Annotated in this window: 13 protein-coding genes and 1 pseudogene; all 14 read right to left on the reverse strand. The window is 50.2% G+C overall.

Annotated features, from left to right (window positions below):
* Window positions 1-1,046: pseudogene (locus LZD49_RS26320) on the reverse strand (hypothetical protein); the annotation flags it as partial.
* 38 nt (window positions 1,047-1,084) lie between these two features.
* Entirely contained in the window at window positions 1,085-1,528 is a 444-nt protein-coding gene (locus LZD49_RS26325) for a hypothetical protein (protein ID WP_234670685.1), read from the reverse strand.
* Between the two features lie 24 nt (window positions 1,529-1,552).
* Window positions 1,553-6,658: a hypothetical protein gene (locus LZD49_RS26330; RefSeq protein WP_234670686.1), complete on the reverse strand. Its 5,106-nt coding sequence runs from the start codon at window positions 6,656-6,658 to the stop codon at window positions 1,553-1,555.
* Window positions 6,658-8,841 carry a hypothetical protein gene (locus LZD49_RS26335; RefSeq protein WP_234670687.1) on the reverse strand — a complete coding sequence of 728 codons (2,184 nt, stop codon included), beginning with the start codon at window positions 8,839-8,841 and terminating at the stop codon, window positions 6,658-6,660. The genes LZD49_RS26330 and LZD49_RS26335 overlap by 1 nt, the downstream gene beginning before the upstream one ends.
* Entirely contained in the window at window positions 8,828-9,127 is a 300-nt protein-coding gene (locus tag LZD49_RS26340; RefSeq protein WP_234670688.1) for a hypothetical protein, read from the reverse strand. Before LZD49_RS26340 ends, LZD49_RS26335 begins: the two co-directional genes overlap by 14 nt.
* A gap of 2 nt (window positions 9,128-9,129) precedes the next feature.
* Window positions 9,130-9,618 carry a hypothetical protein gene (locus tag LZD49_RS26345; protein ID WP_234670689.1) on the reverse strand — a complete coding sequence of 163 codons (489 nt, stop codon included), beginning with the start codon at window positions 9,616-9,618 and terminating at the stop codon, window positions 9,130-9,132.
* A gap of 2 nt (window positions 9,619-9,620) precedes the next feature.
* Entirely contained in the window at window positions 9,621-10,046 is a 426-nt protein-coding gene (locus LZD49_RS26350) for a phage tail tube protein (RefSeq protein ID WP_234670690.1), read from the reverse strand.
* Window positions 10,047-10,066: 20 nt separating this feature from the next.
* The gene (locus LZD49_RS26355) at window positions 10,067-10,498 is read right to left on the reverse strand and encodes a hypothetical protein (RefSeq protein ID WP_234670691.1); all 432 of its coding nucleotides are present in this window, start codon (window positions 10,496-10,498) and stop codon (window positions 10,067-10,069) included.
* Window positions 10,495-10,965: an HK97-gp10 family putative phage morphogenesis protein gene (locus LZD49_RS26360; protein ID WP_234670692.1), complete on the reverse strand. Its 471-nt coding sequence runs from the start codon at window positions 10,963-10,965 to the stop codon at window positions 10,495-10,497. Before LZD49_RS26360 ends, LZD49_RS26355 begins: the two co-directional genes overlap by 4 nt.
* On the reverse strand, window positions 10,962-11,291 hold the full coding sequence (locus LZD49_RS26365; protein WP_234670694.1) for a head-tail adaptor protein: 330 nt from the start codon (window positions 11,289-11,291) through the stop codon (window positions 10,962-10,964). Before LZD49_RS26365 ends, LZD49_RS26360 begins: the two co-directional genes overlap by 4 nt.
* Window positions 11,288-11,821 carry a phage head-tail connector protein gene (locus tag LZD49_RS26370; protein WP_234670696.1) on the reverse strand — a complete coding sequence of 178 codons (534 nt, stop codon included), beginning with the start codon at window positions 11,819-11,821 and terminating at the stop codon, window positions 11,288-11,290. Before LZD49_RS26370 ends, LZD49_RS26365 begins: the two co-directional genes overlap by 4 nt.
* A 6-nt stretch (window positions 11,822-11,827) precedes the next feature.
* Window positions 11,828-12,064: a hypothetical protein gene (locus tag LZD49_RS26375; protein ID WP_234670698.1), complete on the reverse strand. Its 237-nt coding sequence runs from the start codon at window positions 12,062-12,064 to the stop codon at window positions 11,828-11,830.
* Window positions 12,065-12,157: 93 nt separating this feature from the next.
* A complete protein-coding gene (locus LZD49_RS26380) occupies window positions 12,158-13,402 on the reverse strand; it encodes a phage major capsid protein (protein ID WP_234670699.1) in 1,245 nt (414 codons plus the stop codon).
* Window positions 13,395-14,090 (reverse strand): HK97 family phage prohead protease, encoded by a 696-nt coding sequence (locus tag LZD49_RS26385; protein ID WP_234670700.1) that lies wholly within the window; start codon window positions 14,088-14,090, stop codon window positions 13,395-13,397. Before LZD49_RS26385 ends, LZD49_RS26380 begins: the two co-directional genes overlap by 8 nt.
* Between the last annotated feature and the right edge of the window lie 12 nt (window positions 14,091-14,102).

The raw sequence follows: 14,102 nt of genomic DNA on the forward strand, positions 1-14,102 counted from the left end.
TCTTGTGACACGTCCGCAACTTCCCACAAGCCGTTTTTTTCGAAAGTGTGGTTTACAACCTCACCGGATCCACCGCCGGAAATTGCTATATATAGCGCTTTGTCGTAGGTTTTAAGCTCTTTCGCAATCGACTGGATTGCCTTATAGCTTAGAGCATTAACTCGGTCGTTTCCGTACCCTGCATAAACGTGCGCATTAGCCCCCGGCCCCTCGGCGTACAACGTGCCCGCACTACCTTTAACGATCTCGTTTTCCCGAATGAAATTATCCCCTCTTGATCGAACGCCCTTAAACGTAATAGCCAGCTTCAAGCCCCGATCATCGCAAAACTTAATAACCTTTTGCAATCCGTCAGTTCTATACTGCCCAGGTGTGGGCTCGTAGTGCGTCCATTCTACCCAAAGAGAAATACCAGTAATCCCGTAACCCCAGCTGTATTTAAACGCTTCAATGCGCTCTACCCAGTCGCGATCAATACCGGTCGGCTCGTCGGGCCGGAACCCTCCGCCGGTCGTGCCCAGGATGAGCTCGAACTTTGCTCCTTTATCGCTCGGAGGGCCGTTAGGCTGTCCAGGATTTCCGCCATTATCACTCGTCGGCTTTGGTACAGTGAATTTGATGCTCTTCGCCTCGCTTTTACAGGTATTTGCCTGCATAGTGAAGGTGTATTCGCCAGGAGAAAGACCTGCATAGGTTATTGGCTCCCGGTTGCTAACCGGCTTGACGGAATTGAATGCGACGCGGTCGGTGCCTTTGTAAATCGAATAATCCCAACCAAAAACATTTTCACCGTCCCATACCACAACTCCGCTAGTAGTCGTAACGTCGATAATACTGCTGGGCACGGGCCCGCGATCGCACGGTTTTAAGTCATTAGGCGGGTTCTGTGTACCGCCACCATCGGCTTTTGCTTTAAACAGGCTGTCAGAATAGGCTTTCTGCCGAGTCTCTGACGCCTTGATCTTGCCGTCGATGATCTGATCGATCGACTGCGCGGAGACCGCCTGGCAAAATGCCAAAAGCGCCGCAATGAGCAGGTTTTTCATGAATTGATTTTTAGTTGTTGATGAAGTGGTAATACGCTTTATGCAATCTTGATAAGCCCTGCCTTTATCAGGTTATGGAATGCGCTATACGGATTGATCGTATACTGCCTTTCCAGTACGCCAACCGTCACAGCATCACGCTTGAATTTCTCGGAGATAGCTTCCTCCACCTTGACCACCACTGGCTCGATATAAATTTCCTCGATCGGCTCGGACAATGCGCGGGCTTCGGCGCTGCGAAGCACGCCCAACTGCGCGGTAAGCTGCTGTTTGCTCTCATCGCCCTCATATATCAACCGAAATGACAATTCCTTTGCCTCGGCAGTGATCTCCCGAAGCTTCTTATTGCTTTTGATCGTCCCTTCAAAAAAGGATGACAGCTCTGACATTTTGCGATCGGCCGCCCAGCCCAAAGCATTTTCAGAGATGACAGCCTCAAATTGGGCCGCCCATAGAATCAGGTTGTTTAAGGTTATTTCCATATTTATTGTTTGTTGATTTTTGAATTACGCATCTGCTAAACTCCATGGAATATGTACCCAGGATCCTACCAGTCTGAGTTTTAAACCCCCGATAGACGCCCCAACGCCATTCGATTGAACGATTAACAGTCCATCCTTTGGGCTAACAATAGCATCCCTTTGCGCCTTAGTCATGTATGGCAACCCAAGGCCCCTTGTCGTGCTTTGAATATCTATTGCACAAGAAGGATCGGCAGTAGCAGAAGGGGCGCTATGCACAACGATAGCTCCGTGTTGTCCGGACTTGCCAACTGCGAGGTAATCGTGAACGTGCAGGTAGCTACGCATTGCCGCGCCGCCTTCTACCCCAAAAGCGCGGGAACTGGCAACATTGATTTCCGATCCTGAATCAAAGATCACGCTGTTTCCAATCGTGTCGCTATCGGTAAATTTGGCGATGTACCCAGCCGTCCCGCCACCGTCGATATACCCCGCCGAAGCGATCAAATTGTTCACCTCAATTTTCGTGTAAACAGTTGTGTTGAGACCATAGCCCGCCAAGGTGTTGGGATTCGACCCAGAGATTACCCGGCCATAAATATCTACGTCTACCTGCCTGTAACCTCCTGCACCCACTCCCGAAGCTGCTAGGGCAAAAGTGATATCATTGGCTCCGATCAGCTTGTTCAGCAGAGAACCGCCAGTAATGGACATTCCAGCACCCTGGACGATATCGCTTTTAGAAAATGTGTTCTCCTTGCCGTCGAGCAGGTCGTTAACCTCCGTTTCCGAATAAACCCCGGTCAGAGCATGCGTATGCGAGTCCGCTGATACCGAGTTTATACTCGAAGGGCCAATACTGCTCGGCACGCCCATATTTATGGTACGGTTCTGATCGAGCAAACCACCATCGATTAACCCGCCACCGGCGATAATGGACTTGTAGTTTGTGAAGTTATTCCAGTCCAGATAATAAGGCCCTTCGTGACTATCCAGATACTGCACGTTTAGGTTGGCCACCATCGTCGTGCTGGCTACTACCAACGGAGCGGTACCAGTGGCGATCGAGGATTTCACCTGGCCAGTGGCCAGAATGTTTCCAGCAACGTGCAGCGCCTCAGTCGGATTGACACCAATGCCGATTTTGCCGGTCACCTCACGGATAATACTATCGACAATACCCTCACCTCCGAATTTTGGAATGTATCCAGCTGTCCCGTCGATCGCATCAGCGAGGATCTGCTGGATCAGCGAATAAAGCACCAGGTCGCCCGGATCCGCTGTATCCGGATCGCCAGAAACAGGGAGTGCCTGGGGCACCGCACTACCACCACTCAGGTTCCCGAGTACCGTCCTGTTTGGTATCTCCTGAATGTGGCCCAACGTCACGCCTTTAAGCTTTATCCGCGCATGGTTCGACGCTGGATTGCTCTGATCGTCGGGGGATTCCGGCTCGAATGTTTCAAGCGTTGCTCCGTCCGGCCGCCAGTTCAATATAGTTACGTTATTTTCCGTAATGGCGAACATGGCATAACCTGGCAAAATAGTTTGCGCACCAGGCTCCTCAATCGGAAGATCGTCCAGGTCCTCCAATGTTCCAAAGGAAAAATCAGCCTGGAATATTTGGGACACCACACCGGCAACCTCATCAGTAACAATCACCCGGAACGAAGTATTGTCCCCGTGTATCTTGTCAATGTTTATACTGCTGAAATCGTCGAATATCAGATATTTAGGAGCACTTTCGGCCTCAGCGTAATCACGGTACTGAGGCCTGCCGGCATAAAGCGACGTGTCTACATTAACCAGCCCTGCCGCCCTTTTCTGGAAAATCCGGTGAGAACGGCGCGTACCTTCTACCACCGGCGCATCGGCAAGCACATTCCAACCCGAAGCCGGAAGCGCAAACAAACCACCAGCCAGCGACAGCGTGCCCATTTCGTTGTAATTGGTCGTGCCGGGCACCATGGACACCAGCACCAGGCTGCCGCCCTGAGGTTGCTTAGTCTTCTCGTTTACCTTATACGCGATAAGCCGCTGGTAAACCAGGTCACCATCGAGTTCAAGCTCGACCATCAGCTCATAGTATCCCGGCTGCTGGTCCGGTTCGGGAGCGTTGTAAACGAAATATTCAGCATCAGTCACTGCCGGGTCCGGCTCTACCACCCTGCGCTTTACTTCCGTCCCGTCCAGGGACAGTGCCATGGTGATCTTATCGTGCTCTGTATCGACAATCTTAACCTTATTGTCAAAGCTATCGACCATCTTGAACTCGGAGGATCCATCCGGATTGATCGCGCCGACTAATGTGTTTGCCGCCGAATCCCAAAATTCAAACGTGGCCTTACCGAGGTACTCCTCATCATAAAGCGTGAACTTGATAATATTTCGCTTGATCTCAACCAGGTTATCAGGATCGCCATCGTTTCGGAAAAATGCGACTTCCAACGTGTACAAGCCGGCAGGATAATCAACCCCTCCGATCACATCGAAGACATTGTAGTACTGCAATTCATTCTCCTCGACCAACACATACAGCCCTACCGTATTCTGATAATTTACCGCATCGCCAGTGTCGCCGCCTCCGGTGATCTTGATGAATATACCGCTATGCAGCCCTTTTGCCCCTATCTGCACATTCCAATGATCGGGGAGTTCATAACCACCGGGCAACGATCCCAAATTGGCGAAGCTGGTCCCGTCCCGCAGGGTGTATGCCGACTTGAAAGCAGGCATTGCCCGAAGCGGTACAATCAAGATGTGCTTCTCTCCCTGGTTGCCGACAAACTCCACGAGTACCCTGTCCGTGCCCGGCGCTTTGGGCAAAGCAGTGATTTGCAGATCAAGCGCAGTGCCGTCATCGCCCCGATCTATCGTAACATACGACACCCAGTCGGTGTAGTGCAGCTCGCGATCGGTCAGCGAATACGCCGCATGCGAGGACATCAGGTATTGCGCAAGATCAACTACTTTGATTTCCTGCATGCCCACCGTGAAATATACCGGCGGGATATCGTCGAAAACAATGTCCTCGGCGTTTGATTGGCCGGGGCCTGATCCGCTGCCGGATCCAGTAGAATTACCGCGGTACATGCGGCCACCTTCATCGTCAGCAAGGAAAATATCCTCATTGGGAAGCGCTGCAAAATTCAGCTCACTTAGCTTCAATGAGTACTCCATTGAAACCGGGCTCCATTTCCATTGCGTAATGGTAAAAAACTTGGTCGGAGTGTCCGGCTCATCGTACCCACTATACATGCAATGTATCGGGAGCAAACTATGCCCCATGAATACGCCCTGATAAATTTGCCTGCGGCCACACAATAGCCGGACAGTCTCGCGCAGCGCCTTCTTTTGGATTGGCTCAACGATCGTATCCGTTGGATCAACATTGCCATTTAATATCCCGCGCCAGGCTTGCGTAAGCGCACCGCCAGGCAAGGTCATGTAGCCAGTCATTACCCGATTGGTTTCCCTGCTCTGCTCCGGCGTAACGATATCAATCTTATCAGCGATGATCATCGAGAAGTCCGCAGGGTTCGGGTTACGTATCTTCGATTTGGTATCAATGCGGTATTTGTGCTCGCCTTCATAAACCGAATCCTCAACCACATAGAGCATCAGGTCTTCAAGAGAAAGAAAGGAATGGCTGTTGTAGCCCGGCCCCTGAATACCCGGGAAAATGCGTAGACGAAGGACAGCTACCGCACCTTCCGGACGATTAAGAAGGTTCGTGATCTTCTTGCTCTCAATCTGGAATTCTTGCAGATCCTTGATATCGTGATAGGTCTTTACAGTAGGCTCGTAGACCGACTGTGCAGCACGGACATTATACGTCCGGTCCTCTTTTTTGGAGTAAAACCAGTCACCATTATCATCCAGGTAATCATTGAATTCCCGTTCCGTCTCGTTGATCGAGAGCATGAACGTGCAGGAAAGCGCGTTGTTCGATTTAAACGCGCCACGCAGCACTATCTTGGTTTCCTTTCGCCTGTCTGAGGGAATGTTGAAATCACCCAGGTTCAGCGTGATCGGCCCTGAATCGAGATAAGCGAATGGGTTAAATGCCCGTTTCTTCTTTTTGGGGTCAAACTCGATGTGCTCCAAAAATTCTATACGGTACGGATCGTCGGGCATGCCAACCCCGCCACGCTGCCAATCAATCGAGCCTATATGATTGTTCCAGCCAGACACCGTTCCGAGCACAGGGCCCGAAAAAGTGCCGTTTGCCAGCCTGTTCACCGGAATTCCCGGGCTAATGCTTGCCGTCACCACGCTATTGCGCATCGCAAGGCTCTGCTTTACCGTCTTCCGGATTGGCTTCACCCTGGGAACATTAGGCTCGTATTCCATGCGTCCGAAGGCCGCAGCTTGTGGCCGAAGCTCGGCACCGATCGGATCACCATCGGAAGTGAATTTCCAAACCATGGCCGAGTATGCTGCCTGCTCTTTAACACGGATGATATGCCACGCTCCCTTGCTCTGTACAATAAAGGCACGCAAGCTGCTCAAAATATCAAACAGCACATTGTATGCCTTTTTGCTCCGCAACCCGTCCGCATCGATAATTGCCTGGCCAAGCGGACTTGTAGCCAATGACATGCTTTGCTCGTACAGGTTGATTGTCGTATGGATCGGCAACTCATGCTCCGTTGCGGACAGGCAGTTGGCAATGATCTTTATCAGGGAATGTTTACCCTCAACAAATGCCCCAACAGAATCCAGGTAGTAGACATCTTTCAGCAGCGGCAAGCCACAGGATCCCGTAAAGGAAACGACGTAGCTTTTTGGCAAAAACGGCTGCTCTGCATTAATCGGAACAACAAAGCCATGAAATAAGACCTCGGCAACATTCGAAGCATTCAATTTCGATAGCCTGATCTTATATTTAAGGTCATCAGTGATATACAGGTCCTCGATATCGAACGGCGAATCCTCCCGCGATATCCAGTTGAATGAGAACTTGATCGAACGTATAGGGTAGAACGGATCAGAAATATCCTCAATCTCAACCGTACATGCATCGTCAGCCGATTTCACGCGCAGAGAAGCGCCCGGATAATCCCTTTCAAGAACCTCAACCAAATAGTTCCCCTCGCCCGCGTCACGCAGGTCAGAAAAGTAAGAATACCACTTTACGCCGTATGCCATTAGAAATAATAATTCGCCTCCATTGCTGCCCGTTTATTGGACAGGTGAATAGTTGATCCTAATAATTCCCCTTTAAAGGAGACTTCCATCTTTGATGAATTGTAAGCACCAACGCCCACAGCTGGTGAGTTTATTGAACCAGTATTTGTCTGCTTGATAAGGCCGTATAGCTGCGCCTGCTCTCGCTGTGGTAGGACAATTTCAGTCGGCGAAAGCAGGGTAGGAATGCGGTCAGTTCCTACCGAATCAGGAATACCTCCATCCCACATCCGGTTCATCGCCTGGTTCTGGCTTTTTGTAGCAGCAGCTTTAAGGGCGGCCCCAGCGGCGATCGCAGCAGCGCCAATTAAAATAGCGGCCACCCCGGCACCTGGTGTTCCGAAACTTGCAGCTAGCGCCTTTTCGAGGCCAGATTTGGTTACGCCATACGCAATCGTAGCCTCGCCTATCTGCTGAATCATTGTACCCATAGCACTAGCCACCTTTGCGCCCACCTCCTCGATGCTACCTGTGCCTGCCGCAATATCCCCAAGGCCCTCAGCGAGCGCGGCAAATGCATTTACCGTGCCTCCCTCTGAAATAGTTGAAATAGCCCCGCGATATTGATCATCCATTTTTTGCGTTGCAATGGCAAGATCATTTATCGCCTTGGTCGCATTATTGACCATTACAAAATTTCGACCCCATGCATCATTTATCAGATTGATGCTCGCGATGATGTGATCGAAATTTGGCGCTTTCCCCATCGATACGGGATTGCTAAACTCAGAATGTGACTTAGTTAAGCCACTATCGTTGAATTTCCGATCGTATCCGGTATTGGTCTTAAATTGACCGGAAATATTTGAGCTCGGGCGGTCAGCATAATGCTTTCGAACCCCTTCCTCCGCCGCACGCAACCCCTCCCGGATCCGATCATTCGAATCCTGGATTTCTTGCCGCGTAATTGCATCCAATTCACGCTTGCGCTCGGCGGCTGCCTTTTTTGCGGCATCAATAATTTTTTTATTGGCCTTTTCCTCTGCCTTAACCCGGTTTTCCGCAAGTCCAGCAGCGATATTAAATTCTTTTTGCGCAAACTGAGATGGCATTAGGCCATTTGGGTTGCCAGACTGAGACCAGCCAATTGGCATTCCGTTGCCATAGGACTTTGATTTCCCCAGCGCCTCTCGCTGCGCCCTTGTCGTTTGCTCTGCGCCATATCCGAACGGATCCAATTCCAACGGAAGTCCAGTTACCGCCCCTGCCAACCCCACGACACCCTTCGAAATCATAGCACCGCCTGCCGCCGCAACACCATGCTCCCGAACAATTTTATTCAAAACATCGAGGTACCCGCCAGCGTCCTCCGCAGCCTGGGCAATGGCACTTTTACCACCAGAAGTCTGAAATAGTCCGTCGAGCAAAAGGGTGAGCTTGCTTCTTGCGTATTCAAAAGAACCGCCTAAATCTTTGGCGTCCTGCTGCGGGATATCGCCCAACGCATTTTTCAGCTCCGCCGTAAGCTGCGGCAGCACAGTAGCAACAGCCTCGTCACTTTCTTTTAACAACTCATTGAGCTCGCCAGTTGTCGCGCCCATACCTTCCGCCACTTTCACAAATGCCTCGTAAAGGCGCTTGTCGAGCTCGTCGGCGAGGTTTGTCGAATCGACATTACCCTCCTTCATCTTGTCGATGAAGCCGCCGAACTTATCTGTGGTATCGTTGACCGTATAACCGATTTTGCCGGAAACAACGGTTAGATCATCGAACATCTGCTTTGTCCGCAAACCTTCATTGATCGTATCCCGGGTTTCGCGGGTCAACATGTTGAAACCCTCGGCTACCGTGAAAATGCTCTTATGATACTTGTCCGCAACCTCTTGCAAGGCGCGCTGATTCCGCTCGTAATTCTGCATCGAACCACTGGAAACCCGCAGGCTCTTGTCTAAGGCAACAACCTGCTCATTGGCGGCATACACAGCCGTACCCGCCGCGAGCGCAGCAGTAACGAAGGCGCCGCCGGCGAATGCAGAAACCTTGCCGAGAATGTCGCGGTACTTTTCAAAGGAGGATCCAGATTGCTTTACCTGGGCATCGACTCTCTTGGTACTGTCAATTACTTCGGCATTGGCCTTTTTAACATTCTCCTCGCCGGTAACACTATACTTAACCTGTAACTCTGGTCCGTTACTCGAATCCATAGGATTTAATTGTTCTTTCGGCCATCAGGCCTTGAAAAAATTCATCGAGTGCAATGCGGTCAGCATCTTCGGACAGTGGCATAAACTGGTAAACCTGTACCCTGTCCTCTTCTGCGACCGTCGGATTGTAAAGAAGGGTACCCAGAAGCCGGGTATGTCTCCATGTTTCTTCCCATCTTCCATTGTACCCTTCCAGCTCCATCGATAGCTCAAAAAGAGTCCTGTCGGCAAGCTCCATGTAGGAAATGTTCAGGTCACGGATCGCAATCCGGCCCAACTCATCCATGCTTAGCGGCTTCCTTGGCGGCTGTTCTTTTTTTTTGCCTGTTGCATTTCAACGGGCAGGGTAGATTCCTTTGGAGGTGATCCGCCATTCGAAATGGCCTTAAAGAATGCTGCGTAAACGGCTGGTAGCTGATCCGACGCAGGCCCCCCAATCTCATCGATCCAGTTGGTGGCATCGATGATCCTGTAACCATCGCCGCCTTCAAACCGGCTCACGTAATCAGCGCCACACCAGAGCACAGCAGGAAGAAACCTTTGGACATCATTGCAAACAGGGAACCGGTCTTTGATGATCTTCTTTCCGTCGGCGTCACTAACTTCGATATCGCGCTCGGCATACTCGAAAAAGGTGGTGTATATCTCCGAGGGTTTAATGCCGAAGTGCTTGCAAAACTCAGTCGTAGCGTCAAACCCGAATTTCATCGGGATCACCTGCCCATCATCGAGTTTAAGCTCACAGTAACCGACTAACTTATTGATTTGCTGTTTCATGGTTACGCGACTACTGCTTTGGTGATAGGTCCGTTTCCTTTCAGGTCAAGCGAATACGTCACCTCGCCTTCGTGAGCAGCAGAAAATGGCGTAAACTGCGTGAGCATAAATTGCGCCTCAAAACTGATATCACCCGTGAGAGCGGTCGTAAAGACTATCGTCAGAAAAGTGCGGTTCAGATAAGCGTCCGCCAGCTCCGTGATCCCGGTTTTGCCGGCAGCCGTGGCGTAGTTTGTCCGACCCGTCGCTTTGGCCGTGTAGGACCGCAAACCATGAATAATCTCTTCATAGCCGCCAGAGTCGCGGTCAGTCGCAGGAATATCGGCAGCATTGAAGGCCAACGAAATATCCATCGTGTGCTGAATCTCCTTGTTAGGAGTACCCTTCACGAATATTTTCTGAACGGTACCATTGAATTTACCTGCCATTTTAGCTTGTTGTTGAAGTGTTAAAGTTGTTCCGTCAAATGCTCTATGACGAGCACCTTCTCGTATATGCGCCTGTCTGGCAATTCACTTTTGTAATCCCTGTTGTCGTTGAGCTTTGCGCCCATGATATTGAAGCCCTCCGCCTGAATATTCGTTGTGCCAGGTGCTGGGATAACCCGTTGAAGGATTTCATTGCCTATCGCATCCGCGAGGTCTGCGCCGCCAAAATCGCCATCAAATGCCGTGAATACCGTCAAGTGAACTACCGCTGTTCCATCGAATGAATCCCGGGTATTCGTATTGTTGGTACCGATCGAGTTTAGCAGTATATAAGGCTCTAAACTGTCGTAGTCAGCAGACATATCATAGAAAGTAATCCGTTTGCCATCGACAACCATTCCGTCAAGCAAACTGCAATAACCCACCGTAAGCGGCTTGATAATGTCTTTCATTGCATTCTAGGGCGTAACTTCTTCATGTTCTCCACAAACCGGTTCCCCTCCTGGATGTAAGCGTCTGCCAAATACGGATGCGCCGGCATTGTACCCTTACCGTTCACGTAGAACTGAGAGGCGACCATTTCCCATTCGAAGGGCAATTCCTTCACTCGCTTTGCAGCATAGGGGCCGGTACCAAATTCAAGATAAGCGGCAAAGTGGTCTTTCTGCGTGTTGCCAGCAAAAACAACCGAGGAAATGCTATTGCGGTCATGCACATAGTTGATACTTGACCGGACCGCTGCAATATCTGCCGCTGTCTCCGCATCGTCGCTGGCCAGTGGTTGAAGCCGGACTTTCGCCAGGGCGACGGTGCGCATTGCGGCCTGCAAAACCTCCTGATTGGCTTTAAGGATCAAATCCTTTTCCCAATTTTTGATTTTGGCGACGAACGTTTCCAAACCTCCTACCTCGATTTTCATCCCTGCTTTACTTTGGTCATCATAAAAAGAACCACCCTATTCCGAGTATCCACCTGCTTGATGTTCTTGATCAGGTATTTCTCCCCTTCAAAAACCACCTGCATATCGGCCGCAGGCACCATTCCCTCTTCGTAGCGGATCTTCACATCATACAACTGAACAACTGTCAGCTTCTCATTCTCCACGCTGGTAATTGTCTTGCCTGGAACTACGCTGGCCATCAGCTCGAAAGCAAATTCGTAATTTCCATTACTGGATCCACGTCCGGTCCTGGTCCTGGTTAAGCCATAAAAAACAAGCAGATCGCGCAACTTTCCCGGATTCATGATGCCCAAGTGATTCGTCTGTAAGTCGCGCAGGTCTTCATCCAGTTGTTTGGCAAAAGCTGATAACCCGCAGCTCCCGAAACATCGACACCTGTACGCTGCTCGAAATTGTCCGTGGCCAGCTTGATAATCGCCAACTGGATATCCTCCGGCACCTGTTCGTAGCCAGCCTCGTAGACGATAACAGTCGGCGCGCTACGGTCGGCTTTGATATCGGGGAATCCAGGCACCAGCCCTTCGATCGTGTGCGAAGCATCTCCACCGTCTTTATCCTGGACACTGGTAACCGTTTTCACAGGACCATATGGAATTTCCACCGTTGTCAGCTCTTCCCAGCGCGCAGTAATGGTAGATGCCACCAGCGTAACGCTAAGGAACTTCTCGACCTGCTTACGGGCTGCGATTATCAGCGTCTGCAATAGGACATCATGACTGCCGGAACGGATCTCCAAGTGAGCCTTACACAAGTCAAGTGAAACCGGTTCATCGCCGGTCTCTACCCTGTTGTATGCGAAACCTCGTGTTACCATTGCAGATTAGGCGCTCTTTTCCTCTTTGGTGACAGTTGCGGCAGGCTTAGCCGCTTTGGCAGGCTTGTCATCGGTGGTTGCCGGAGCAACTGGCTCGGTGGATTCCTCAATGAGCTCAACAAACCCGCCTTCGGTCAACTCCTCACCACGAGCATTAGCCAATTTAAGCTCTTCGCCCACCTCACGGATCGTGAAGTTGTCCAAACGATCACTGAACCTATTGATTACCTTGTAAGTTTTCATTGTCAGTCTTATTGATGAAGTATAATATTTCCATTCAGAAGGGTTAAAAGGACGCCTCCCATGTGAAGGCATCCTTTCGGTTCAAAACTATTATTACGCTGCGGGAGCGACCTGAGTGAAGTCGATCTTACGGAACGCATTCGCCCGTTTCAACTGCAATGCCTCGCGAGCCTCCAAACGAATTGTCACAAGGTTTTCAGTGAAGTTGTCGGCATCCTCGTAAGCAAAAGCAATAGAAAGCGCTTCACGTACGCGGATTTGGATATTATTTGCCGACCAGTCGCCCACGAAACCTTCATTGATGCGCACCGCAGTGCTCATATTGATAGGCACACCAGCGATAGAAAGAGGCTGCTGCTGATCCGGGACAAACAACATCGGGAAGTTATACTCGCCCGTAGTTGTCTTGTATTTCAACAGCTGGCAATACGTCGAAGGGCGGATCAGAACCGAGTTCGGATCTTCATCCTGATCCAGAAGCTCAAAGATTGGATTCAGAATCGCCTCGTAGTAATTAGGCATATCGCCGGCAAATACCGCAGCGTACTCATTGATCCCTTTGATGTCATTGGATCCACCCACACCGTACAGGAATTTAGCATCCTCAACTTTTAAGAAACGCTCTGTTCCCTCAGAAAGGAGTGACTGCGTAAGGAAAGTAACATCGGCAATCTCCTGCTTTGACACGCGGTAGAAACCGGCAATGGTGCGAGGGATCAAGTCAACCATTTCGTAGTTTTCTTCGATCTGCTGCTTTTTGTCACCGTGGTTCACCTGAATGCCGATCTCACCCTCTCCGTGATCCTTGTGCTGTTGATAACGGATTGCATCGCCAGACATCGGCAGGATAGGAACAACCGAACGCATGTGCACCTTGCGGCGAGGGCTGGTTACCAATTGCTGATCGAAATCAGGGTTAAACGGAACGGCAAGCCCTGAAACAGAGTCAGTAAAATTAGCGTTGGTGATAGTGCCAACAGCTTTAATCAAACCGCGCTGCCCCATATCCCAAACAATCTTTTTGCTAGCATTGCGGTCATCGAAATCGACACCTTCCAAGCCCTTTTTAAGGGTTTTCTCCAAACCTCCCGCATAGCTTTCGGAAACCTCTTTGCCGAAATCAGGACGGTTCAGTTTTATGATTACCTCCTCGACCTTTTGGCCGAGCTCCTTGATCTTGTCCGGGTTGTCCTTAACCTGGTTCCAAAGGGTGTCAAGCTCTTTCACTTTTTCCAGAGCGGAAGCATTGGACGTGTGCTTGTCTTCCAAGGCTTTCATGCGAAGATTAATCGCATCACCGATCTCCTGGATCTTTTTTAATTCTTCGTTATCAGACATTGTGATGAAGTGATTTTTGGAAAATTTCAGAATAACTCAATTTCGGCTTATCCTCCACCACCGGCTTCTGAGTGGTACCAGCCGGCTCAGAAGTGGACTTGAAAAACTCACCAAGTTCTTTGTATAGCGGCTCTAACTCCATGAATTTCTCATCGGAGTACTTGCCGGTTTTAAATGCTTTCACAAGGATTTCAAAGGTTTCTTGCAGGTCAGACAGTGACTTTACACTTACCAATGGCGTCCATTGATTTGCGCCCCAGGCCTGCATGGAAGAGCCCTCCCACATGAACACCTCAGTAATGATATTGGAGTTGTCAGCCTTCGAAAATGACTGCTTCACCGCCTTTCCACGGAAGGAGTGCTCTTTGATTAGCTTATCCTCGCACATATAGAGGAAATCACGGCCATTGGTGTGGCGACCAGCCTTAGAGACATACCTCAACCCAAAATGGTCTTCTTCCAGGGATTGCGGCTCTGCCACCGATTTGGTTTTATCATGGTCCATCAAATGGCGGATGCGCTGCGTACCGGATGGGCCATTCTCGGCAATGGTTTTTTGCCACGCTCCTTTGCGGATGATATCACCGTCCGTATCCTTGAAATCAAAGGACGAAAAATAGCCGGTAACGATGCCTTTCGAAACATCGATATCAGTGATAGACTGGTCTATACTCTTAATCAAGTCCATTAAAAACAGTTG

The sequence above is a fragment of the Dyadobacter sp. CY261 genome (assembly GCF_021440085.1).
Taxonomy (GTDB): domain Bacteria; phylum Bacteroidota; class Bacteroidia; order Cytophagales; family Spirosomataceae; genus Dyadobacter.

Bases quoted from the DNA above. Each gene is read 5' to 3' on its own strand.
- LZD49_RS26325 (WP_234670685.1), bottom strand. From the start codon at position 1,528: ATGGAAATAACCTTAAACAACCTGATTCTATGGGCGGCCCAATTTGAG.
- LZD49_RS26330 (WP_234670686.1), bottom strand. From the start codon at position 6,658: ATGGCATACGGCGTAAAGTGGTATTCTTACTTTTCTGACCTGCGTGAC.
- LZD49_RS26335 (WP_234670687.1), bottom strand. From the start codon at position 8,841: ATGGATTCGAGTAACGGACCAGAGTTACAGGTTAAGTATAGTGTTACC.
- LZD49_RS26340 (WP_234670688.1), bottom strand. From the start codon at position 9,127: ATGGATGAGTTGGGCCGGATTGCGATCCGTGACCTGAACATTTCCTAC.
- LZD49_RS26345 (WP_234670689.1), bottom strand. From the start codon at position 9,618: ATGAAACAGCAAATCAATAAGTTAGTCGGTTACTGTGAGCTTAAACTC.
- LZD49_RS26350 (WP_234670690.1), bottom strand. From the start codon at position 10,046: ATGGCAGGTAAATTCAATGGTACCGTTCAGAAAATATTCGTGAAGGGT.
- LZD49_RS26355 (WP_234670691.1), bottom strand. From the start codon at position 10,498: ATGAAAGACATTATCAAGCCGCTTACGGTGGGTTATTGCAGTTTGCTT.
- LZD49_RS26360 (WP_234670692.1), bottom strand. From the start codon at position 10,965: ATGAAAATCGAGGTAGGAGGTTTGGAAACGTTCGTCGCCAAAATCAAA.
- LZD49_RS26365 (WP_234670694.1), bottom strand. From the start codon at position 11,291: ATGAATCCGGGAAAGTTGCGCGATCTGCTTGTTTTTTATGGCTTAACC.
- LZD49_RS26370 (WP_234670696.1), bottom strand. From the start codon at position 11,821: ATGGTAACACGAGGTTTCGCATACAACAGGGTAGAGACCGGCGATGAA.
- LZD49_RS26375 (WP_234670698.1), bottom strand. From the start codon at position 12,064: ATGAAAACTTACAAGGTAATCAATAGGTTCAGTGATCGTTTGGACAAC.
- LZD49_RS26380 (WP_234670699.1), bottom strand. From the start codon at position 13,402: ATGTCTGATAACGAAGAATTAAAAAAGATCCAGGAGATCGGTGATGCG.
- LZD49_RS26385 (WP_234670700.1), bottom strand. From the start codon at position 14,090: ATGGACTTGATTAAGAGTATAGACCAGTCTATCACTGATATCGATGTT.